Origin of the sequence: Ornithinimicrobium sp. CNJ-824, from assembly GCF_001942405.1 — a bacterium.
Lineage (GTDB): Bacteria > Actinomycetota > Actinomycetes > Actinomycetales > Dermatophilaceae > Ornithinicoccus > Ornithinicoccus kibberensis.
The window spans coordinates 85,165-107,090 of the sequence record NZ_MKKA01000001.1; the positions used below are offsets into that span (position 1 = coordinate 85,165).

16 protein-coding genes, 4 pseudogenes and 1 riboswitch are annotated in these 21,926 nt (G+C 75.1%); of the genes and pseudogenes, 14 read left to right on the plus strand and 6 right to left on the minus strand.

The features are described 5' to 3' along the window. Positions 1 to 20: 20 nt before the first annotated feature. Positions 21 to 596: pseudogene (locus BJF81_RS20605) on the minus strand (aminotransferase class I/II-fold pyridoxal phosphate-dependent enzyme); the annotation flags it as partial. A 69-nt stretch (positions 597 to 665) separates the two neighbouring features. Next, positions 666 to 1,895 (minus strand): M24 family metallopeptidase, encoded by a 1,230-nt coding sequence (locus BJF81_RS00400; protein ID WP_075956686.1) that lies wholly within the window; start codon positions 1,893 to 1,895, stop codon positions 666 to 668. A gap of 65 nt (positions 1,896 to 1,960) precedes the next feature. Between BJF81_RS00400 and BJF81_RS20610 the strand changes: the two genes are divergently transcribed. The 4 genes from BJF81_RS20610 to BJF81_RS00415 are packed head-to-tail and all read left to right on the plus strand — an operon-like array spanning position 1,961 to position 5,867. After that, on the plus strand, positions 1,961 to 2,440 hold the full coding sequence (locus BJF81_RS20610) for a hypothetical protein (protein ID WP_342447033.1): 480 nt from the start codon (positions 1,961 to 1,963) through the stop codon (positions 2,438 to 2,440). Further along, positions 2,332 to 2,952 (plus strand): NAD(P)-dependent oxidoreductase, encoded by a 621-nt coding sequence (locus BJF81_RS00405; protein ID WP_342447032.1) that lies wholly within the window; start codon positions 2,332 to 2,334, stop codon positions 2,950 to 2,952. Before BJF81_RS20610 ends, BJF81_RS00405 begins: the two co-directional genes overlap by 109 nt. Positions 2,953 to 2,992: 40 nt before the next feature. Then, complete coding sequence (locus BJF81_RS00410; protein ID WP_075956687.1) at positions 2,993 to 4,366, plus strand: DUF6395 domain-containing protein; 1,374 nt, start codon at positions 2,993 to 2,995, stop codon at positions 4,364 to 4,366. 37 nt (positions 4,367 to 4,403) lie between these two features. After that, entirely contained in the window at positions 4,404 to 5,867 is a 1,464-nt protein-coding gene (locus BJF81_RS00415; RefSeq protein ID WP_075956688.1) for a protein adenylyltransferase SelO, read from the plus strand. A 310-nt stretch (positions 5,868 to 6,177) separates the two neighbouring features. Here BJF81_RS00415 and BJF81_RS20615 read toward each other — a convergent pair. The 3 genes and pseudogenes from BJF81_RS20615 to BJF81_RS21265 all read right to left on the minus strand — a co-directional run. Continuing rightward, positions 6,178 to 6,765 (minus strand): annotated as a pseudogene (locus tag BJF81_RS20615) (alpha/beta hydrolase); the annotation flags it as partial. A 12-nt stretch (positions 6,766 to 6,777) separates the two neighbouring features. Next, positions 6,778 to 8,433, minus strand: coding sequence for an ABC1 kinase family protein (locus BJF81_RS00425; RefSeq protein ID WP_075956690.1), 1,656 nt, complete (start codon positions 8,431 to 8,433; stop codon positions 6,778 to 6,780). 265 nt (positions 8,434 to 8,698) lie between these two features. Continuing rightward, positions 8,699 to 8,935, minus strand: coding sequence for a hypothetical protein (locus BJF81_RS21265; RefSeq protein WP_075956691.1), 237 nt, complete (start codon positions 8,933 to 8,935; stop codon positions 8,699 to 8,701). A 185-nt stretch (positions 8,936 to 9,120) separates the two neighbouring features. Here BJF81_RS21265 and BJF81_RS00435 point away from each other — a divergent pair, with 185 nt between their 5' ends. Then, a complete protein-coding gene (locus BJF81_RS00435; RefSeq protein ID WP_446740525.1) occupies positions 9,121 to 10,674 on the plus strand; it encodes a cobyric acid synthase in 1,554 nt (517 codons plus the stop codon). Further along, the gene (locus BJF81_RS00440) at positions 10,671 to 11,402 is read left to right on the plus strand and encodes a cobalt-precorrin-6A reductase (protein WP_075956693.1); all 732 of its coding nucleotides are present in this window, start codon (positions 10,671 to 10,673) and stop codon (positions 11,400 to 11,402) included. The genes BJF81_RS00435 and BJF81_RS00440 overlap by 4 nt, the downstream gene beginning before the upstream one ends. Positions 11,403 to 11,412: 10 nt before the next feature. Here the strand turns inward: BJF81_RS00440 and cobN are convergent. Continuing rightward, positions 11,413 to 15,084: pseudogene (gene cobN, locus BJF81_RS00445) on the minus strand (cobaltochelatase subunit CobN). A gap of 242 nt (positions 15,085 to 15,326) precedes the next feature. Further along, positions 15,327 to 15,508: riboswitch (cobalamin riboswitch) on the plus strand. Between the two features lie 312 nt (positions 15,509 to 15,820). Here cobN and BJF81_RS00450 point away from each other — a divergent pair. From BJF81_RS00450 to BJF81_RS00480, 8 genes and pseudogenes are all read left to right on the plus strand, one after another. Beyond that, a pseudogene (locus BJF81_RS00450) lies at positions 15,821 to 16,434 on the plus strand (ABC transporter substrate-binding protein); the annotation flags it as partial. Between the two features lie 6 nt (positions 16,435 to 16,440). After that, positions 16,441 to 16,572, plus strand: a complete 132-nt coding sequence (locus BJF81_RS20140) for a hypothetical protein (protein WP_269087291.1) — start codon at positions 16,441 to 16,443, stop codon at positions 16,570 to 16,572. Between the two features lie 184 nt (positions 16,573 to 16,756). Further along, the gene (locus BJF81_RS00455) at positions 16,757 to 17,629 is read left to right on the plus strand and encodes a FecCD family ABC transporter permease (RefSeq protein ID WP_237769928.1); all 873 of its coding nucleotides are present in this window, start codon (positions 16,757 to 16,759) and stop codon (positions 17,627 to 17,629) included. Then, on the plus strand, positions 17,626 to 18,408 hold the full coding sequence (locus BJF81_RS00460) for an ABC transporter ATP-binding protein (protein WP_342447031.1): 783 nt from the start codon (positions 17,626 to 17,628) through the stop codon (positions 18,406 to 18,408). The genes BJF81_RS00455 and BJF81_RS00460 overlap by 4 nt, the downstream gene beginning before the upstream one ends. Further along, positions 18,405 to 19,112, plus strand: a complete 708-nt coding sequence (locus BJF81_RS00465; protein WP_202817383.1) for a (2Fe-2S) ferredoxin domain-containing protein — start codon at positions 18,405 to 18,407, stop codon at positions 19,110 to 19,112. The genes BJF81_RS00460 and BJF81_RS00465 overlap by 4 nt, the downstream gene beginning before the upstream one ends. Beyond that, a complete protein-coding gene (cobF, locus tag BJF81_RS00470; RefSeq protein ID WP_075956694.1) occupies positions 19,109 to 19,963 on the plus strand; it encodes a precorrin-6A synthase (deacetylating) in 855 nt (284 codons plus the stop codon). The genes BJF81_RS00465 and cobF overlap by 4 nt, the downstream gene beginning before the upstream one ends. Then, positions 19,960 to 21,141, plus strand: a complete 1,182-nt coding sequence (locus BJF81_RS00475) for a cobalamin biosynthesis protein CobG (protein ID WP_237769929.1) — start codon at positions 19,960 to 19,962, stop codon at positions 21,139 to 21,141. The genes cobF and BJF81_RS00475 overlap by 4 nt, the downstream gene beginning before the upstream one ends. After that, complete coding sequence (locus BJF81_RS00480; protein WP_237769930.1) at positions 21,138 to 21,923, plus strand: precorrin-8X methylmutase; 786 nt, start codon at positions 21,138 to 21,140, stop codon at positions 21,921 to 21,923. Before BJF81_RS00475 ends, BJF81_RS00480 begins: the two co-directional genes overlap by 4 nt. Positions 21,924 to 21,926 lie beyond the last annotated feature (3 nt).

The following is a 21,926-nucleotide window of genomic DNA, read 5'->3' on the forward strand; positions in this document are numbered from 1 at the left end:
AGCAGCTCGCGGCGGCGCTCCAGGGTCATCGTCGCGCCGGAGGGGTTCTGGAAGGTGGGGATCGTGTAGATCACCTTCGGCCGGCGGCCGAGCCGCAGCGCCTCCTCGCGCAGCGCCACGACCTGCATGCCGTCCCGGTCGACGGGCACCTCCAGCAGCTCGGCCTGGTAGGACAGGGCGGTGCCGCTGCCGTTGGTGTAGGTGGGCGACTCGACCGCGACGAGGTCGCCGGGGTCGACGAAGAGCTTGCAGGCCAGGTCCAGCCCCTGCATGCCGCCGGAGGTGATGGTGAGCCGGTCGGGGGTGGTCGCGTCGGTGGTGCCCTCGAGCATCTCCAGCAGGGCGTCCCGCAGCGCGGGGTCGCCCTCGGTGGCGGCGTAGTCGAAGGCGTCGTGCGCCTGCGCGCCGATCGCGTCCGCCCCCACCTCGGCCAGGATCTCGGCGGGGATGGCCTCGCGGGCGGGGCTGCCCATGGCGAAGCGGACGATGTCGTGGGTCTGGGAGGCCAGCAGCGAGGTGCTGGAGTCGATGACCGAGCCGACGAGGCCCGAGGTGCGGGCGGCCAGCGGCAACGCGGTCGTGGTGGGGGGAGTCATGGTGGGCCCTCTCGTGGTCGGTCTCGTCGGTCTCGTGCGGGCGGGTCGGGGGTATGCCGTGGGGCGTGGTCAGATCTTGACGACCAGCTCCTGGGGCAGCGGGGCGAGGCGTTCGGGGCCGTCGTCGCCGAGCAGGACCGACTCGGACAGCTCGTAGCCCCACCCGTCCATCCACATCCCGAGGATGACGTGCAGGGCCATCCCGGCCTCCAGGACCGTGGTCTCCTCGGGGCGCAGGCTGATGGTGTGCTCGCCCCAGTCGGGCGGATAGCCGATGCCGATGGAGTAGCCGAGGCGGGAGGCCTTGGTGTAGCCGTAGCGGCCGATGACCTCGGTGAAGGCGGCGTGCACGTCCCGGGCGGGGACGCCGGGCCGCATCCGTTCCAGGGCCGCCTGCAGCCCCTCGGTCACCGCCCCGGCGCACCGGTCGAGGTCGTGCGAGGGCCGTCCCAGGCTGACCGTGCGGGCCAGCGGCACGTGGTAGCGGTGGTGCACCCCGGCCAGCTCGATCGTGGTCGCCTCGTGCGCCCGCAGGGGCAGGTCGCTCCAGGTCAGGTGGGGCGTGCCCGCCGTCTCGCCGGTCGGCAGCATGGGCACGATGGCCGGGTAGTCGCCGCCGAGCTTGCGGGCGCCGAGCGCCTGGGAGTACTGGATCTGGGCGACGACGTCGCACTGGCGGCGCCCGACCTCGATGCTGTCGACGGCGATCCGCATGGTCTGCTGGGCGATCTCGCCGGCGACGCGCATCTTGTCCTGCTCCAGCGGCGACTTGACCACCCGCACCCAGTTGACCAGCTCGTGGCTGTCCAGCAGGTGCCCCTGCCCCAGCCGCGACAGCAGCGCCAGGTAGCCCCGGGGCGAGAAGAAGTGCGCGTCGGTCTCGGCGGCCACCCGCGCGTCCACCCCGACGGGCAGCAGCCCGACCTCGATCGCCCGGTCGGCGATCCAGCCGAAGGGGTGCACGTCGGGCCGCTGGACCAGGTCCTCGGGATAGCCGTGGATCTGGGACTGCGGGAGGTATGCCGTGTAGTGCGCCCCCTGCGCGTCCATCGCCCGGGTGAACAGGTGCGGCTCGCCGTGGGCGGGCACGATCAGGCACTGCGGCATGTAGAACGACCAGGCGTTGTAGCCGGTCAGGTAGTAGAGGTTCGCCGGGTCGACGACGACCAGCGCGCCGAAGGCGTGGCGGGCCATCGCCTCCTGCACCCGCTGCAGCCGGTCGCGGTACTCCGCCCGCGGGAACGGCCGGGACTCGACGTCCGTCGGGTCGTCAGGGGTTCCGTCACCAGGCCAGGGCATGGGGCCATCGTGCACCCTCGCCTGGATTGTTGACAATCAGACAGGCCGGTTCCTACGGTGACCGGGTGAGCACCCCACCGGTCCTGGTCGTCCTCTGCGCGAGCCAGGACGACGCCCCGCCGCAGCTGGCGGCGCTGGCGGACCGGGTGGACCTGCGGATCGCCACCGAGGCGGACCTCGGCGAGGCGCTGCGGGGCGCACGGGCGCTGTTCCTCTGGGACTTCTTCTCCTCGGCCGTGCGGGACGTCTGGCCGCGCTGCGGCGACCTCGAATGGATCCACGTGGCCGCCGCGGGCGTCGACACGCTCCTCTTCGACGAGCTGCGGGCCTCGGAGGTCGTCGTGACCACGCCCGGGGCGTCTTCGACCGGCCGATCGCCGAGTACGTCCTGGCCGCCGTCCTGGCCCACGCCAAGCGCCTCCACGAGAGCGCCGAGCTGCAGCGGCGGCACGAGTGGCGACACCGGGAGACCCGCCCGGTGCGGGGCGCCCGGGCCGTCGTCGTGGGGACCGGCGGGATCGGTCGGGAGACGGCGCGCCTGCTGACGGCGGCGGGCCTGGACGTCTCGGTGGCCGGGAGCAGCGCCCGCACGGACCTCGAGCTCGGCGAGGTGGTCGACAGCGGACGGCTGGCCGAGCACCTGGCCGGGGTCGACTACCTGGTCAACGCCGCCCCCCTGACGGACCGTACCCGGAGCCTGGTCGACGCGGAGGTGCTGGCGGCCCTGCCGCCGACGGCCCACCTGGTCAACGTCGGCCGGGGCCCGACCGTCGTCGAGGAGGACCTCCTGGTGGCCCTGCGCGAGGGGCGCCTCGACGGCGCCACCCTCGACGTCTTCGCCACCGAGCCGCTGCCGCAGGACTCCCCGCTGTGGGACGCGCCCGGGGTGGTCGTCTCGCCGCACATGTCGGGCGACGTCGTGGGCTGGCGGGGCACGCTGGCCGACCAGTTCGTCGCCAACGCGCGGCGCTGGCTGGACGGGGAGCCGCTGGAGAACGTCGTCGACAAGGAGCGCGGCTACGTGCCGGGTGGAGGCACGGGTCCGCCACCCGGGTGACCGGGGACGTCGGGCACCGGCGTTCCGGTAGGTTCGGCCGATGCACGTCGAGGTGGAGCACGTCCCCGGCCGGGTGACCTTCACCCTGGAGCCGGCCGCCGGCGACGAGGTCGGCCGGGTCGGCCTGGCGAGGCGCTCGGCCTCCTTCCTCGTCGACGCCCCTCCGGGCGGCGTGCACCCGGACGTGCTCGTCGTCGCCGCCCTGCTCTGCGCCCGACCCTGGGTCCACCGACGACGGCGCTTCTCCTGCTCGGTCCCCGCGAGCCGGGACCTGGCCGACGCCCTCCACGCCGGCCCACGCCTGCGGCTCGCGAACCTCGGGGACGGGCCCCCGCGGCATACCCCCGCGGACGGACGTCCCGGGCTGTGCTTCAGCGGAGGCACGGACAGCGTGGCCGCGCTGGCGGTGATGCCGGGGACGACCCGCAGCTACCACCTGGCCCGGCGGGCGCCCGCCGGCGAGCGCCGGTCCACCCTCATGGACGGCCGGGCCGCGCTGGAGTCCTGCGAGGTGCTGCGGCAGCAGGGGCACGCGGTGACCGTCGTGCCCAGCGACGTGGAGTACCTGGCCGACCCGGTCGGCTTCCCGCACGACCTGACGACCGCCGTCCCCCTGCTGCTGCACGCCGACGCCGACCGGCTGGACGCCGTGGCCTGGGGAGCCCCGCTGGAGGCCACGTACCGGCTGCAGCGGGGCCGCTTCCGCGACTACGCGCAGTCGCCGTTCGTGGCCGAGTGGGGACCGGTCCTGGCCGCGCTGGGCCTGGCGACGTGCGTGCCCGTCGCCGGTGTGTCCGAGGTGGTGACCAGCACGATCGTCGCCCGGCACCCGGCGGGGCGGGCGGCCCAGTCGTGCGTGCGAGGTCCGGGCCTCGGCCGTCCCTGCGGACGCTGCCCCAAGTGCGCCCGCAAGACGCTCCTGGCTGCGTCGATCAGCGGCGCCTGGCCGCCCGACCGCGTGCTCGAGCGGCAGTGGCGCGGCACGGAGTCGCGGCAGCACCTGCTGGCCGAGCCGATGAAGGTCGAGCCCGTCCTGGCGCACTGCGCGCACCGCTACCTCGCCGACGGCGGGGGCAGCGAGCTGCTCCGGATCGTCGCGGCGAAGGCGGGTCCCGACCCCCGCGCCTGGCTCGCCCGTTCCTACGAGCCGGCGCTGGAGCTGCTGCCCGCCCGCTACCGGGACGCGATCGCCGACCGGCTGCACGAGTACGCCCTGCCCATGAGCGCGGACGAGGAGGCGGCGGTGCGCGCCTACGACGTCACCGGACCCGACCCTGGACGCGCGTCCGCGCAGGAGGACCTGCACCGCTGGATGGCGGCCCGCCCTCCCCGGGACCTGACCCGCCGCGCCGCGGACCGGGTCCGTCGCGAGCTGCGGGCCCGACGGGCCAGGACCGACCTGGACGCCGGCTGAACCGTCCAGGTCCGCGCACCTGACCTAGGCTCGGTGGATGAGCACCTCCACCCGGCCGGCCGTCTCCCTGGAGGCCCGGTTCGCCACCGAGCTGCCCGAGCTGGCCATCCCGTGGCAGGCCGAGACATCCCCCGAGCCCCGGATCCTGGTCCTCAACGAGGCCCTGGCCACCGAGCTGGGCCTCGACCCGGGGTGGTTGCGGACCCCCGAGGGCGTGGACCTGCTCACCGGACGCAGCGTCCCGGCCGACGCGACCCCCGTGGCGCAGGCCTACGCCGGGCACCAGTTCGGGGCATACTCCCCGCGGCTGGGCGACGGACGTGCGCTCCTGCTGGGCGAGCTGCTCGACCCCGTCGGCCGCCGCCGCGACCTGCACCTCAAGGGGTCCGGGCGCACCCCCTTCGCCCGCGGGGGCGACGGCCTGGCCACCGTGGGCCCCATGCTGCGCGAGCACGTGGTCTCCGAGGCCATGCACGCGCTGGGCATCCCGACGACGCGCTCGCTCGGGGTCGTGGCCACCGGTCGGTGGGTGCAGCGGCGCACGACGCTGCCCGGCGCGCTGCTCGCGCGCGTGGCCGGCAGCCACCTGCGGGTGGGGACCTTCCAGTTCGCCCGGGCCACCGGCGATGTCGGGCTGCTGCGTCGGCTGGCCGACCACGCGATCGACCGGCACCACCCGGAGGCGGCCGGGTCGGAGGACCGGTATGCCGCGCTGCTGCGGTCCGTGGTCGCCGACCAGGCCTCCCTCGTGGCGCGCTGGATGCTCGTGGGCTTCGTGCACGGCGTGATGAACACCGACAACACGACGATCTCCGGGGAGACCATCGACTACGGGCCCTGCGCCTTCCTGGACCGGTACGACCCCGCCACGGTCTACAGCTCGATCGACACGGAGGGTCGCTACGCCTACGGCAACCAGCCCGCCGTCGCCCGGTGGAACATGGCCCGGCTGGCCGAGGCGATGCTGCCGCTGCTCCACGAGGAGGAGGACCGCGCGGTCGAGATCGCCGTGGAGGCGGTCGAGGCGTTCGTCCCGGCCTACGGCGCCTCCTGGTCCACCGGGATGCGGGCCAAGCTGGGTCTGCCGGCGCAGGTCACGGCGGCCGATGCCGACTCCCTGACCGAGGAGCTGCTGGTCCTGCTGCAGGAGCACCGGGTCGACCACACGTCCTTCTTCCGCAGCCTCGGCGCCGTCGCGCGTGGCGACACCGACGCGACCCGGCGGGCCGGGGCGGACCCGGCCGCGTTCGAGGCCTGGTTCCGCCGCTGGCTGCCGCTGCAGCCGGACGCGGCGTCGATGGACCGGGTCAACCCCGTCCACATCCCCCGCAACCACCTGGTCGAGGAGGCGCTGGACGCCGCCGTGGAGGGCGACCTGACGCCGGTGGACCGGCTGCTGGAGGCGGTGACCGACCCCTACGTCGAGCGTCCCTCCCTGGAGCGCTACGCGGGACCGGCCCCGGCGGACCTCGGCCCCTACGTGACGTTCTGCGGGACCTGACGTCCGGCCCGAGACCTGCTGATGGCCGGGCTGCGCTGACGACGGAGCCGCTCACGGGTCCAGGGGTGTCCGCCAGGCGGCTCAGGGCGGCCACCGGTGCGCCGAACATCTCCGGGTCGTTGTGGTCGACCCCGTCCAGGACGACCTCCTCGACCAGGTGGCCGGCGCCGGCGGCGACCCGGCGGCTGAGCTCGGGAGGAATGACCGAGTCGTGGCTCCCCCGGACGACCGTCACGGGCACGGCGCTGCCCCGGACGTGCTCCAGCACGGGGAAGCGGTCGCGGAGCAGGAGCCGCACCGGAACCCAGGGGTAGTGGTGCGCCCCGACGTCGGCGAGCTCGGTGAACGGCGACCGCAGCACCATTCCGGCAGGAGGCCGTCTCGCGGCCAGGGCGGGCACCACACCGGTGCCGAGGGACTCACGGAGGTAGATCGTCCGCTGCGCGGGGAACCCCTCGTCCTCGAGCAGCTGCACTGCCGCCCGGGCGTCGGCCGCCAGGCCGTCCTCGTCGGGCGAGCCGGGATTGCCGCCGTAGCCCCGGTAGTCCATCAGCAGGACGGTGAACCCGCGTCTGGCCAGCTCCTCGGCGAGCCCGGCGCGTCCGGCACGGTTGCCACCGTTGCCCGGCGCGTACAGCACCCCCAGGCCCCGGTCGCGTCCCTCCGCCGCCGGGACCAGCCAGGCTCCCAGCTCCAGCCCGTCCTCGGGCCGCAGCACGACGTCCCGCGCCCCGGGCAGCACCTCCGCGGCCGGCGGGACGGGCCTGGCGTCGGGGAAGTAGATGAACGAACGCTGAAGCGAGGAGAGCACGACCACGAGCACCACCACCAGGACGATCGGGACGAGGGCGAGGAGCCCTACCGATCGCCGGGGTCCTCCGTGTCGGCGAGAGGTCACGCCAAGGGCTGGTCAGCGCGGCCTGATGTGGCGGGGGCGTCCGGTCCAGGCGAGGTAGGCGCTGCCCGCGGTGAGGGCGGCACCACCGCCGGCCACGAGTGGACCCGCGAAGCGGCCCAACCGGTCCCTGTAGGCCACGAGCACGTTGGTGCCGCCGGTGATCATGGCCGCCACCACCAGAGCGGCGACGACCCGGTCTCCGGTGCGCTCCATCCGCCCGACCAGCGGCTCGATCTCAGCCGTGCGGATGGTCACGTCGACGCCACCGCTGTCGATCCGATCGAGCAGCTGCCGGGCGTAGGAGGGCAGGTCGACCCCCAGCTGGGCGGCCGTCAGAGTGGCGTCTCGCAGCCGCGCCGCCATCTGCCGCGGGCTCAGCTGCTCCTCGATCAGACGTCGTGCGTAGGGGTGGAGCACCGTGGTGATGTCGAAGCCGGGATCGATCTTGAGTCCCAGACCGTCCACGATGATCAGCATCCGGAACAGCTGCACCACCTCGGGCGGGAGGGAGAGCCGATGGTGGCGCACCACCGTGAAGATCTGGTTGGCGACCCGGTCGAGGTGGATGTCGGCCAAGGCCCGTCCGTCCAGCCAGCTGGTGATCCGAGCGACCTCGCTGCGCATGCGCCAACGGTCCAGCGCACCCCGGGGCGGAGCGATCTCGAGCAGGATGCTGACGAGCCCGTCGGTGTCCTGCCGGACCAGGGCCATCACCATGCGGGCGAACTGTCCACGCATCTCCGGACTGATCCGCCCGACCATCCCGAAGTCGATCAGACCGATGGTGCCGTCACGCTCGACGAAGAGGTTGCCGGCGTGCGGGTCTGCGTGGAAGACCCCGTCCTCGAAGACCATCCGTATCAGTACCTCGACCGCGCGCCGGGCGAGGTCCGGGCGGTCGATGCCGGCGGCATCCAGGGCGTCGACGTCGTCGATCCGAATGCCCGAGAGCTCCTCCATGGTCAGCACCCGTGACGTCGTGGTCTCCCAGTCGATCCAAGGCATGTGGACACCCGGCGCTCCGCGGAAGTTGTCACCGATCTCCTCACAGGCTCGGGCCTCGGTGAGGTAGTCCAGCTCCGCCCTCAGGGAACGGGAGAACTCCTCCACCAGGCCTGCGAAGTCCATGTCGGACAGCAGCTGGGAGTTGCGGGACAGGTGGCCGGCGAGGTTCCTGAGGATCTCAAGGTCGTTGTGGACCTCCTGGACCACCCCAGGCTTGCGGATCTTCACCACGACCGAGCGGCCGTCGTGCAACCGGGCACGGTGGGCCTGGCCGATGGAGGCGGTGGCCACCGGGACCGGGTCGAACCAGGCGAAGAGCTGCTCCACCGTGGCACCGAAGTCGTCGTGCACCACCGCGGCCAGCTGCTCGAAAGGGACCGGAGAGGTGGAGTCGGTGAGCTTGGCGAAGGCCTGACAGTACGCGGCGGGGAAGATGTCCGGTCGGGTGGAGATCAGCTGACCCAGCTTGATGAAGGTGGTCCCGAGCTCCTCGAAGGTGTCCACGAGCAGGCCCGGAAGCTTGTCCCGCTCAACCTCCAGGACCGGCTCGGTGGGCTGGTGCGGGAGCCACCGACCCAGACCGGCCTGGACCGCGGTGGCGTGCAGCCCGTGCCGCGTCAGGACACGGGCGATCTCCCGGTAGCGCTTCAGGTGACCGGCCATGTCAGCACGCTACAAGGGCAGGCGCCCTGCCTCCCCGTCGGTCTCGCACAGGAGGAGAGCTGGCGAAGGGACTCGAACCCTCAACCACCTGTTTACAAGACACTCGAGCAAAACGCGCTGACCTGCACCTATCGCACGAAACTGGGGCTTTGTAGCGCCTTCGTGCAACATACGTGCATCACTGGTGGTCACCCGGGTCCGCTTCTGACCGGCGGCTGCGGGCACTAGCTGTCCTGCCCACGGCCGTTGGGTACGCGGTTCACGGTCAGTCACCTCGGAGTCCGGAGTGGCCGCGGTGGTGAGTGATCCCGGCCGAGGCGAAGTAGGCGTCGGCCCGGGCCCAGGACCCGACGGCGGTCTCCTTGCGCTCATCGGTGAGCAGCTCGCTGGAAGCCAGCCAGGAGCAGTCGACGACGGCGTTGCGGATGTACCAGTACCCCCGCGGCCTGCTCCTGCGGCGCTTGCCCTCGGCGCGGCCCAGGAACCGCCACACGCCGTGCATTCGTACGGACCCTGCATCACGGCCGCCACGGCACCAGCTCACCGATGCGCTCACCCTCCAGACGCACGTCGCGCGGCTAGCCGCTCCAGGGAACGCGTCGCCGATGCACAGGCCCGCAGGCAGGGAGACGGTGGGCAGGCCGCCCGCCGGTCCCGGCACCGCCCTCCCGTAGGCTGCGCGGCCATGTGCCCGCCTCCCCTCATGCCCGCCGCCGCACGCCCCGGCGACCCGGCGACCTGCCCGGGCGCCTGCCCGCGGCGATGAGCGGCCTGCTCGTCGCCGGCACGACGTCGGACGCCGGCAAGACCGTCGTCACCACCGGTCTGTGCCGGGCTCTGGCACGCCGCGGCGTGGACGTCGCGCCCTACAAGGCGCAGAACATGTCGAACAACTCCATGGTCTGCCTCCGCGCCGACGGCACCACCGCTGAGATCGGGCGGGCGCAGTGGGTCCAGGCCCTCGCGGCCCGGGTCGAGCCGGAGTCGGCGATGAACCCCGTGCTCCTCAAGCCCGGGTCGGACCGCCGCAGCCACGTCGTGCTCATGGGGCGGCCCGGTGGCGAGCTGACCTCGCGCGAGTTCCCCGGCGGCAGGAGCGAGCTGGCGCGGGTCGCCCACGCGGCCTTCGACGACCTCGCGGCCCGCCACGACGTCGTCGTCGCCGAGGGGGCCGGCAGCCCCGCGGAGATCAACCTGCGCGCGAGCGACTACGTCAACATGGGCCTGGCGCGGCACGCCGACCTGCCCGTCGTCGTGGTCGGCGACATCGACCGGGGCGGCGTCTTCGCCGCGATGGTGGGCACCCTGGCGGTCCTCGACCCCGCGGACCAGGCGCTCGTCGCCGGCTACGTCATCAACAAGTTCCGCGGCGACGTCGGGCTGCTGCGCCCGGGCCTGGACCAGCTCGAGGCGATGACCGGCCGGCCGGTGCACGGCGTCCTGCCCTGGCACCCCGACCTGTGGCTCGACTCCGAGGACGCGCTCGGTCTCGCCGGTCGGCGCAACCGCGGCGCCGGGCGGCGGGTCGCCGTCGTGCGGCTCCCCCGCGTGAGCAACTTCACCGACGTCGACGCCCTCGGCCTCGAGCCCGACCTCGACGTCGTCTTCGCCTCCTCCCCCCGGGACCTGGCGGACGCCGACCTGGTCGTCCTGCCCGGCTCGCGGGCCACGCTCGCCGACCTGGCCTGGCTGCGTTCGCGTGGCCTCGACGAGGCCCTCGTTGACCACGCCCGCAGGGGGCGGCCGGTGCTGGGCGTCTGCGGGGGCTACCAGATGCTCGGCACGAGGATCGAGGACCCGTGGGGCGTCGAGGGGCCCGCTGGAGCGGGCGCCGACGGGCTGGGGCTGCTGCCGGTGACGACGACCTTCGCCCCCGACAAGGTGCTGCGGCTGCCCTCCGGCGAGGCGCTGGGGGCGCCGGTCGCCGGCTACGAGATCCATCACGGGCGTGTCACGCGGGCCGACGGCAGCGAGGAGTTCGTCGGCGGTGCACGCTCCGGTCAAGTCTTCGGCACGATGTGGCACGGCAGCCTTGAGAGCGACGCCTTCCGCGCGGCCTTTCTTGCCGAAACCGTCGGTATCGCGCGCTCGGGCGCGAGCTTCCCGGCCGCGCGCGAGCGGCGGATGGAGCTGCTCGCCGACCTCGTCGAGGAGCACCTCGACGTCGGGGCGCTGCTCGACCTGGCCGGGGGTGGTGCCCCCGCGGGGCTGCCCACGCTCACCCTGGGGGCGGCGCGGTGAGGGTGCTCCTGCTCGGCGGCACCGCCGAGGCGCGCGACCTGGCGCAGGCGCTGGTCGACGAGGGCGTGGACGTGCTGTCCTCCCTCGCCGGCCGGGTGGCCCGCCCCCGGCTGCCCGTCGGGCGGGTCCGGGTCGGCGGCTTCGGCGGCGTCGACGGCCTCGTCGCCGCGCTGGCCGACCTCGGCATCGACGTGGTCGTCGACGCCACGCACCCCTTCGCTCGGGGCATGACCGCCAATGCCGCCGCGGCCTGCGCCGCCACCGGTGTGCCGCTGCTGCGGCTGGAGCGGTCCGGGTGGGACCCCGACCCGTCCTGGCACCGGGCGGCCGACCACGCCGCCGCGGCGGAGCTGGCCGCTGGGCTGGGCCGGCGCCCCTTCCTGACCGTGGGCCGCCAGGAGCTGGCCCGCTTCGTGCCGCACCTCGGCGGGCTCGCCGTCCTCGCCCGGGTCGTCGACCCGCCCCAGGACCCGCTGCCGGCCGCGTGGACGCTCGTCACGAGCCGCGGCCCCTACACCCTCGACGGCGACCGGGACCTCATGGCCGGGCACGGGGCGGACGTGCTCGTGACCAAGGATTCAGGAGGCAGCTACACCTGGCCCAAGATGCAGGCCGCGGCGCAGCTGGGCATCCCCGTCGTCGTCGTCGAGCGGCCGGCGCCCGAGCCCGGCGCGCTCGTCGTCAACGCCGTGGCCCCGGCGCTGGAGTGGGTGCTGGCGCGGCGCTGAGCCGGGCGCCTCACTCCTCCAGGTCGCCCTCCACCTCCAGGTAGGCCTGCTGCATCGCGGCGACGACCTCGGGGTCGGGCCGCTGCCACAGGCCCCGGTCGGCCGCCTCGACGAGGCGCTCGACTATAGAGCGCAGCGCCCAGGGGTTGGCCTGGCGCAGGAACGCCTGGGTCTCCTCGTCGAGGACGTACTCCCGGGCGAGGCGGTCGAACATCCAGTCCGGGACGACGCCGGCCGTCGCGGCGAAGCCGAAGACGTAGTCGGTCGTCGCCGCGAGCTCGAAGGCGCCCTTGTAGCCGTGCCGCCGCATCGCCCCCACCCAGCGCGGGTTGACGACACGGGAGCGAAAGACGCGGGCCGTCTCCTCCGAGAGCGTGCGCGTGCGGACCGCGTCGGGGGTCGTGGAGTCTCCGACGTAGGCTCGCGGCTCAGCGCCGGCCAGCGCCCGGACGGTCGCGACCATGCCGCCGTGGTACTGGTAGTAGTCGTCGGAGTCCAGGATGTCGGACTCGCGGTTGTCGACGTTCTTGGCGGCCACCTGGATGCGGCGGTAGGTGCGCTCCATGTCCTCCCGCGCCGGCGCGCCATCCAGGTCCCGGCCGTAGGCGTAGCGCCCCAGGCGGTGTAGACCTCCGCCAGGTCGGCGCCGTCGCGCCAGCCGCCGGACTCGACGACCTGGAGCACCCCCGCCCCGTAGCTGCCCGGCTTGGAGCCGAAGATCCGGGTCCGCGCCCGCCGCTCGTCGCCGTGCTCGGCCAGGTCCGCGCGGGCGTGGGCGCGCACATAGTTGTCCTCGTCCGCCTCGTCCAGTCCGGCGACGAGGGCGACGGCATCGTCCAGCATCGCGACGACGTGGGGGAAGGCGTCACGGAAGAAGCCGCTGATCCGCACCGTCACGTCCACGCGGGGGCGGCCCAGCTCGGCCAACGGCACCGGCTCGAGCCCGGTGACCCGCCGCGACTGCTCGTCCCACACCGGCCGCACCCCAAGGAGGGCCAGGACCTCGCCGATGTCGTCACCGGAGGTCCGCATGGCGCTCGTGCCCCACGCCGACAGGCCGACCGAGCGGGGCAGCTCGCCGGTCTCCTCCCGGTACCGCCGCAGCAGCGACTCCGCCATCGCCACCCCGGTGTCGTAGGCGAGCCTGCTCGGGATGGCCTTCGGGTCGACGGAGTAGAAGTTGCGCCCGGTCGGCAGCACGTTGACAAGGCCGCGCAGCGGGGAGCCGGAAGGCCCCGCCGGGACGTAGCCGCCGTCGAGGGCGTGCAGCACCATCGGCACCTCCCCGGTGGTGGCGGCCAGGCGGGGCACGACCTCCTCGCAGCCGAAGCGCAGCGACGCCTCGACCCCGTCGGCGTCCACGCCTGGCAGGTCGGTGCCGGCCAGCACGTCCCGGACCACCCGGGCCACCTGCCGGGCGTCCCAGCCGGTGCCGGCGACGGCCTCGACGAGATCGCGGGCCACCTGCTCGACCCGGTCGGTGCGGGCGACCGACTCGGCGCCCTCCCCGCCGCTCAGCCCGAGCGCCGCGCGCAGGCCGGGCACGCCGTCGCCGGAGCCGCCGAAGAGCTGTCCGGCCCGCAGCACGGCCAGGACAAGGTTGACCAGGCCCTTTCCCTCGGGAGCGGCGCCCAGCACGTGCAGGCCGTCGCGGATCTGCACGTCCTTGATCTCGCAGAGCCAGCCGTCGATGTGCATGACGAGGTCGTCGAAGCCGTCGGCGTCCTGGAGGTCGACCTCCTCGGTGAGGCCGAGGTCGCGGTGCATCTCGGCGGCCTTGAGCAGGGTCCAGATCTCCCCGCGCAGGCCGGGGCCTTGGCCGGGTCCATGACGCTGACGTTGCCGTACTCGTCGAGCAGCTGCTCCAGCCGCGCGATATCACCGTAGGTCTCGGCCCGTGCCATCGGCGGGACCATATGGTCCACGACCGTGGCGTGCGCCCGGCGCTTGGCCTGGGTCCCCTCCCCCGGGTCGTTGACGAGGAAGGGGTAGACGAGGGGCAGGTTGCCAAGGGCGGCGTCGGCGCCGCACTCGGCCGACAGCGCCAGGTTCTTGCCCGGCAGCCACTCCAGGTTGCCGTGCTTGCCCATGTGGACGACCGCGTGCGCGCCGAACTCCTCCTCGATCCACCGGTAGGTCGCGAGGTAGTGGTGGCTCGGCGGCAGGTCGGGGTCGTGGTAGATCGCCACGGGATTCTCCCCGAAGCCGCGCGGCGGCTGCACGAGGAGCGTCACGTTGCCGGCCCGGAGCGCGGCGGCGACGATCGCCGGCTCCTCGCCCTCCTCGTCGACGTAGAGCGTCCCCGGCGCCGGACCCCAGTGCTCGGTCATCTCCGCGCGCAGGCGGGTGACAGGCGGGCGAACCAGCTCTCGTAGCGGCTGCGCGGGATCCGGACGTGATGCTCGGTGAGCTGGGCCTGGGTGAGCCACTCCGGGTCCTGCCCGCCGGCCTCGATAAGCGCGTGGATGAGCGCGTTGCCGGCGGTGGTCTCCGGGTCCTCCCCCGGTACCGGCTCCAGGAGGTCCTCGTCGAGGCCGGGCACCTGGCCGGGCGCGCCCAGGTCGTAGCCGGCGTCCCGCATGGCCCGCAGCAGCCGGACCGTCGACACCGGTGTGTCCAGGCCGACGGCGTTGCCGATCCGGGCGTGCTTGGTCGGGTAGGCCCCCAGGACCACCGCGACCCGCCGGTCGGCCGGCGCGGTGTGCCGCAGCCGGGCGTGCGCCACCGCCGTGCCGGCGACACGGGCGCACCGCTCCGGGTCGGGCACGTAGGAGGGCAGCCCGTCGTCGCCGATCTCCTTGAAGGAGAAGGCGACCGTGATGAGCCGCCCGTCGAACTCCGGCACCGCGACCTGCGTGGCCACGTCGAGGGGCGACATCCCGTCGTCCGAGCCCGCCCAGGCCTCGCGGCCCCAGGTCAGGCACAGACCCTGGAGGATGGGGATGTCGAGGGCGGCCAGAGCGCGCACGTCCCAGGCCTCGTCGTCCCCGCCCGCCTGCGCCCCGGCCGGGCGGGTTCCACCGGCGGCGAGGACGGTCGTGACGAGGGCGTCGTAGGCGCCCAGGTGCGCCAGGAGGTCCTCCGGCGCCTGGCGCAAGGACGTGGCCCAGACGACCCCGGCGTGACCGCCGGCCGCGTCGACCGCGTCGGCGAGCGCCTGCACGTAGGCGGTGTTGCCGGCCGCGTGCTGGGCCCGGTAGAAGAGGATGCCCACGGCCGGGCGCGTGCCACCGTCGGGCAGCGGCGAGGGCGCCGGACGGTGGAGCACGCCCCAGGACGGCAGCTCGCGCGGCGGCTCGAAGCCCTCACCGGTGAGCAGCAGGGTGTCGGAGAGGAAGCGGTGCAGCTGGGTGAGGTTGTCCACCCCGCCCTGCGCCAGGTAGCGGTGCGCCTCGGCCACGACCCCTGCGGGGGCGGTCGAGAGCTCCATGAGCGCCGCGTCGGGCTGCTGCTCCCCGCCGAGGACCACGAGGGGCACCCCGGTGCCGCGCAGGCGCCGGACCTCCTCCGGCACGTCGTCGGGGCCGCCGAGGATCCGGGCGACGACGACGTCGGCCGTCGCCAGCACCTCCGGCAGCCTGGCCGGCCGGGCCGGGTTGGCGTAGACGTACCGGGCGTCGGCCGCCCGGGCGCAGAGCAGGTCGGTGTCCGAGGTGGAGATGATCGCGATGGCAGGGGTCATGGCAGGCGCCGTCCTCCTGCGGGGTCCGCGCCCCGCTGGTCGTGAGGAAGGGCGCCGGTCGGCGCCCCCGGCCGGGGTGACAGCTCTGACTCGGGGCCGGGAGGGCGTGCGGCGTCGCCGCCCTCCTGGCCGCTCACAGTGGCGGGACCGTCCCGGACTCGCACCGGGTTCCGTCGCCGTCGGCCGCCGCCAGTGTAGGGGCCCGGGCGCTCCGCGTTGGCTGGTAGGGTCCATTGCGACCGGACACCCCGGTCGACGTCGGTCGCACCCCGTGTGCAAAGGGAATCCGGTCCAAATCCGGAGCTGACGCGCAGCGGTAGGGGTGACGGCCGGGGCGGACACGCCACTGGGCTCATGGTGCCCGGGAAGGTGCCCCGGTCGGACGATCCCGAGCCCGAAGACCTGCCGACGTCGTTGGTGAGGGCCTCGCGCAACGGCCCGGAACAGCGAAAGAGCGACCATGCCCCGACGTCGTCCCGTCGTCCTGCCCGCCCTCGCCCTCGCGGGCCTCCTCCTCTCCGGCTGCGCCGGCGCCCCCGGCGGCAGCGCCGCGGCCGCGTCCGTTGCCCCGGCCACGCAGCAGATCGGTCCGGTGTCGGACGGGGAGGCCACGGCCTACCCGGTCACCCTGGACAACTGCGGCCTGGAGGTGACGCTCGAGCGGGCGCCCCAGGGCGTCGTCACGCTCAACCAGGGGATGACCGAGGTGGCCCTGGCGCTGGGCCTGGCCGACCGGATGAGCGGCACCGCCTACCTCGACGACGAGGTGGCCGAGCGTTACGCCGACGACTACGCCCGGGTGGCGGTGCTGTCGGAGGAGTACCCCACGGTCGAGCAGTTCCTCGCCGCCGGGCCCGACCTCGCGCTCGCCTCCTACGCCAGCGCCTTCGGTGACACCGGGGTCGGCGACCGGGCCGAGCTGCACGAGCGCGGTGCCGCCACCTACGTCAGCCCGCTGGCCTGCCCCGGCGGGCCGGCCGGTGCGCCGACCTTCGAGGCGGCCTGGCAGGAGCTGCGCGAGGTGGGCCTGCTCACCGGCACCACCGCCCGGGCCGACGCCGAGGTCGACGCCCAGCGCGAGGTGCTCGCGCAGGTCGAGGAGGAGGCGGCCGGCCGCGGCCTGGAGCTGCTCTGGTACGACTCCGGGAAGGACACGCCCTTCGTCGGCGCCGGCGCGGCGGGCCCCAGCTGCTCGTCGACGCGGTCGGCGCCGAGAACGTCTTCGCCGACCTCGACGGCGGCTGGGCCGACGGCTCCTGGGAGACGGTGCTGGCGGCCGAACCCGACGTCGTCGTCCTCGCCGACGCCGCCTGGTCGACCGCGCAGGCCAAACGGGCCTACCTCGAGGGCGACCCGGTGCTGAGCCAGCTGCGCGCGGTGCGGGAGGAACGCTACGTCGTCATCCCCTTCAGCGAGACGACCCCGGGCGTCCGCCTCGTCGACGGGGCGCAGCGGCTCTCCGAGCAGCTCAGGGCCCTCCGGCGGTGACCGCCCCGGTCGTGCGTCGGCCCGGCCGCCGCACCGCGACCTGGCCGGCGGGGCTGACCCTCGGCGCGCTCCTGCTCCTCAGCACCGTCGTGGTGCTCGGGATGGGGTCGGTGCCGGTCCACCCCGGCGACGTCGTCCACGTCGTCGCCCGCCGGGCCGGGCTGGTCGACGGCGCGGCGTGGGGGTGCTCGAGGACCAGATCGTCTGGCAGCTGCGCCTGCCCCGGGTCGTCGCCGCCGCCGCCGTGGGCGCCGTCCTGGCGCTCTGCGGCGCCGTCATGCAGTCGCTGCTCGCCAACGAGCTGGCCGACCCCTTCCTCCTGGGTATCTCCAGCGGCGCCGCGCTCGGCGCCGTGCTCGCGCTGACCTTCGGGTTGTCCGGCGTCGCCGCCGGGCCCGGCCTCGGCGCGGCGGCGATGCTCGGCGCGGTCCTGGCCCTCGCCGTGGTGCTGGCACTCGCGGCGGAGGCGGGAGGTGGCCTGCCCCCGGTGCGCACCATCCTCGCCGGAGTCGCCGTCGCCCAGCTCGGGGCCGCCGGCACCTCGCTGGTGATCATGGTCTTCGGCAGCCGTGACACGGCCCGACAGGTGCTGGCGTGGACGCTCGGGTCCTTCGCCGGGGTGCGCGCCGACGACGCGCTCGTGCTGGCCGCCGTGGCCGGCCTGGTCGTCGTCTGCGTCCTCACCGCCGCTCGGACCCTGGACGCGTTCGCCTTCGGGGAGACCTCCGCCCGGTCGGTCGGCGTGGACGTGCCGCGCGTGACCTGGCTGCTCCTCGTCGGCACCGCCCTCGCGGCCGCCGTCACCGTGGGTGCGGTCGGGCCGATCGGCTTCGTCGGGCTCGTCGTGCCCCACCTCGTGCGCCTGGTCGTCGGGCCCGTCCACCGGCGCCTGCTCCCCCTCAGCACGCTGGCAGGGGCCCTGCTCATGGTGTGGGCGGACACCGCCGCCCGGTCGGTGGCGCCCGACCGGGAGATCCCGGTCGGCGTGGTGACCGCGCTCGTCGGAGCGCCGGTGCTCGTCGCGCTGCTGCGGCGCCAGGCACGGAGGTCGTCGTGAGCGTGCTGCGGGTGCGGGGCCTGTGCTGGTCGGCCGGCGACCGGCGGATCGTCCACGACGTGGACCTCGACGTGGCGCCCGGGAGTGTCACCGGGATCATCGGCCCCAACGGGTCGGGCAAGACGACCGTGCTGCACCTGGTCGCCGGCCTGCGCCGACCCTCCGCGGGGACGGTGCTCCTGGGCGAGGACGACGTGACGGCCCTTCCACCGCGCGAACGGGCGCGGCGGGTCGCCCTCGTGGAGCAGAAGGCGGGGACCGACCTCGACCTGACCGCCCGGGACGTAGTGGCCCTCGGCCGCTTCGCCCGGAGCTCACCGTGGCACCGGGCCGGCACCGAGGCCGCGGTCGATCGGGCGCTCTCGCTCGCCGGTGCCAGCGGGCTGGCCGACCGGACCTGGGTCACTCTGTCCGGCGGCGAGCAGCAGCGGGTGCACCTCGCCCGGGCGCTGGCCCAGGAGCCGCAGGTGCTCCTGCTCGACGAGCCCACCAACCACCTCGACCTCGCCCACCAGATCGGCCTGCTCCACCTCGTCCGCTCCCTGGGGTGGACGACCCTCGTCGTGCTGCACGACCTCGACCTCGCCGCGGCCTCCTGCGACGAGCTGGTCGTCATGGACGCCGGCACCGTGGTCCGCTCCGGGCCGACCGAGGAGGTGCTGGGGGCCGACCTGCTCGGTGACGTCTTCGGGGTACGGGCCTCGGTGCGCCGCGAGGACCGCCTGCGGATGCTGTGGCACGGCCTCGTCGGCACCTCGTCGTGGGAGGGCGCCCGGTGACCGCCGACGACACCGCTGTCGTCCTCGTCACGGTCGACATGGCGGACCCGCGCACCTGCGACCCGCTGGTCCGGACCGCGTCCGGGCTGAGGGCTCGCCTGGCCACGGTCCACGGTGCGGGGCCGGCGCTGGCCGACGTGCTCACCGAGCTCGCCGCAGCGTTGCCGCCGCCCTCCCGCACGGTGCTCGTGCCCGTGCCCGGCGCGGAGCCCGGCACCGGCTGGTCGTGGGTGCGCAGGGTCGCGGGGCACTGGTGGCGCACCCACCCTGCCCCGCCCTTCCCCCTCGAGGTCACCGCCCCGGCGGCCGCCGCGACCGTGCCCGCCGCCCGCGCAGGCCTGGCCGGCACGCGTCAGCTGGTGACCGGCGCCGAGGCGGACCTGACCAGCCCCGCCTGGGAGCACGTCCCCGAGCACCGCCACCACCTGCTGGTGTGCCGGGGCCCGCGGTGCAGCGCGCAGGGCGCCGCCGGCACGGCCCGGGCCATCGCGACCGGCCTGCGGGAGCGCGGGTGGGGCGACGAGGAGGTCCTCGTGACCCAGACCGGGTGCCTCTTCCCCTGCAACCGGGCACCCGTCGTCTGCGTGCACCCGGGCGGGCGCTGGCTCGGCCCGGTGCGCCCCGACAACGTCGACGCCCTGCTCGACGACCTGCACGCCACGCCGCTCGCCGCGGCGCACGAGGAGAAGGAGACCGCACCGTGAGCCGGCCGCCCCGCCAGGTCCGCGTCATCGGGGTCGGGGTCGGAGGCCCCGGCCAGCTGACCCTTGAGGCGCTCGCCGCGCTGCAGGAGGTCGACGTCGTGCTCGTCGCCGACAAGGGCGAGGGGCTGGAGCAGCTCGTGGACGCGCGGCGGGCGCTGCTGGAGACCCACCGTCCGGCCCCCGGCGGCGGCACGGCGGTGCGCGTGGTGCAGGTGCCCGACCCCCGCCGCGGGCCGGACCCCCGGGAGACCGCCTCCTACCTGGAGGGCGTGCGCAGCTGGCACGAGGCCCGGGTCGACGCCTACGCCGCCATCCTCGGCTCGCTCGAGCCGCACCTCGTCGTCGGGTTCCTCGTGTGGGGCGACCCCGCGCTCTACGACTCCATCCTGCGCGTCGTCCGGGCGCTGGGCGAGCGCACCCCGGTCGCCGTGCGCACCGTGCCGGGCGTCACCGCGCTCTCGGCCCTGGCCGCCGCCCACGACGAGGTGCTCCACGCCATCGGCGACCCGGTCCACGTCACGACCGGGCGGCGCCTCGTGCGCGAGTGGCACCCCGGGCTCGGCACGGTCGTCGTCATGCTCGACGGCCAGCTGCGCTGCCGCGACCTCCTGGCCGCCCGCCCCGAGACCGCCGACCTCGAGCTCCTGTGGGGCGCTTGCCTGGGGCTCCCGCAGCAACGGCTGGCCCGCGGCCGCCTCGGTGACGTCCTCGACGACGTGGCCGCGGCCCGCGCCCGGCTGCGGGAGGAGCACGGCTGGGTGATGGACGTCTACGCGCTGCGGCCCGCGCCGGCGCGGTCGGCCGCCTTACCGGCAACTGCCGCGTCGGCCACCGGCGAGGCGGCGAGGTGAACGCCGCCGGCCACCGCGGTCAGCCACCGGGCGCCACCGGCGCCCTGCCCCCGCGGACCGGGGGCGACACCTGCCCGGGGACCCTACGCCCGTACCCCGCGCTCGACGGCTCCCTCGTCCGGCTGCGGCTGCCCGGCGGCGGCGTCGACGCCGCCGCGCTCGACCGGCTCATGGGACTCGCGCGCCGGCACGGGTCACCGATGCTGCAGCTCACCTCGCGGGGCAACCTGCAGGTGCGCGGCCTGCCCGACCCGCTGCCCAGCGCCCTCGTGGACGAGATCGAGGCGCTGGGGCTGCTGCCCTCCCGCACCCACGAGCGCGCCCGCGGCATCCTCGCCGTGCCCGACCCGGTCGCGCAGGCCCTCGCCCGGCAGGTCGACGCGGCGGTCCGGGCCGAGCCCGACCTCGCCGAGCTGCCTGGTCGCTTCCTCACCGTCGTCAGCGACGGCTCCGCCCAGCTGCTCGCGGAGCGGTGGGACCTGGCGCTGCAGGTCGCCGACCGCGCTCACACGGCCTCGGCAGGGGTGCGGGTGCTCGTGGCACCGGACCACGCCGTCCGGCACGCCCTTCCACCGGCCCGGGCCGTCGCCGAGGTGGTCGGGCTCATGCGGACCTTCCTGGGGCGGCGCCCCGACGAGCGCACCTGGAACGTCCGCGACCTGCCCGATCCGGCGGGGCTGCACCCCGACCTCGTCCCGGCCGGGCTGCGCCCGCCCCCGCCCTTGAGCCCCGGCGACCGCCCGGGTGCGGGGCAGCTCGTGGCCGCCGTGCCGCTCGGCCTGCTCCGCCCCCAGCACACGGCCGCCCTCCTGCGCGCCGCGGGCGACGGGGGCCGCGTCGTCCTGACGCCGTGGCGCTCGGTGGTCCTCGTCCTCGGCCAGGCGGAAGGTTCGGACGGCGCGGTGCGCGCGGCAGCGAGCGGCCTGGCCGACGCCGGCCTGGTCCTCGGCCCCGGGTCGCCCTGGGCGCGGCTGAGCGCCTGCGTCGGCGCCCCTCACTGCCGACGCACGGCCTCCCCCACCCTGGCCCTCACCGCCGAGGCTGCGGACCGCGTGCCGGAGCACGGGGCTCGCGTGCACGTCGTCGGGTGCGGGCGGGCCTGCGGCCGACCGCAAGGCAACCACGTGCTCGTCGTCGACCCCACCCACCACGACCAGATCGTCAAGGAGGCGCGTTGAGCGCGACCCACCCCACCGGCAGCCACCCCGACGACGTCCCGGAGATGGCGGCCTCGTCCGCACCCGGCGAACCGACGCGACCTGCAGGCACGACCTCGACGGCCGACACGGTCGGGCCCCGCCGCCCGACCCGGCGCTACGCCTACCTCACCGACGGGCAGGAGATCTACCGACGCTCGTTCGGCACCGTGCGCGCCGAGCTGGCCGGCCGACTCAGCGCCCTCGAGCCGCAGCTGGCCACCGTCGTGACCCGCGTCGTCCACGCCGCCGGCGACACCGGCGTCATGGACGACGTCGACGCCCACCCCGACGTCGTCCGTGCCGCCCGGGAGGCCCTGCGCGCCGGGACCCCCGTGCTGACCGACTCGCACATGCTCGCCAGCGGCATCACCGCGCGCCGGCTGCCGGCCGGCAACCCGGTCGTGTGCACCCTGCGGGACCCACGGGTGCCGGGGCTGGCGCAGCGGTGGGGCACCACCCGCGCCGCCGCGGCCGTGTCGCTGTGGGAGCCGTGGCTGGAGGGGGCGGTCGTGGCGGTGGGCAACGCCCCGACCGCGCTCTTCCACCTGCTCGAGCTGCTCCACGACGGCGCCCCGCGCCCGGCGGCCGTCGTCGGGATGCCGGTGGGCTTCATCGGCTCGGCTGAGTCCAAGGTCGCCCTCGCCGGGCACGACCTGCCCGGAGGCCCGGTGCCGTGGCTGACCCTGCACGGGCGGCGCGGCGGGTCGGCGGCCGCCGCCGCCGCGGTCAACGCCCTGGCCACCCCCGAGGAGCTGGCGTGAGCG

Coding starts and splice junctions, on each gene's coding strand:
- BJF81_RS00400 (WP_075956686.1), bottom strand. CDS start 1,895: ATGCCCTGGCCTGGTGACGGAACCCCTGACGACCCGACGGACGTCGAG.
- BJF81_RS00410 (WP_075956687.1), top strand. CDS start 2,993: ATGCACGTCGAGGTGGAGCACGTCCCCGGCCGGGTGACCTTCACCCTG.
- BJF81_RS00415 (WP_075956688.1), top strand. CDS start 4,404: ATGAGCACCTCCACCCGGCCGGCCGTCTCCCTGGAGGCCCGGTTCGCC.
- BJF81_RS00425 (WP_075956690.1), bottom strand. CDS start 8,433: ATGGCCGGTCACCTGAAGCGCTACCGGGAGATCGCCCGTGTCCTGACG.
- BJF81_RS21265 (WP_075956691.1), bottom strand. CDS start 8,935: ATGCACGGCGTGTGGCGGTTCCTGGGCCGCGCCGAGGGCAAGCGCCGC.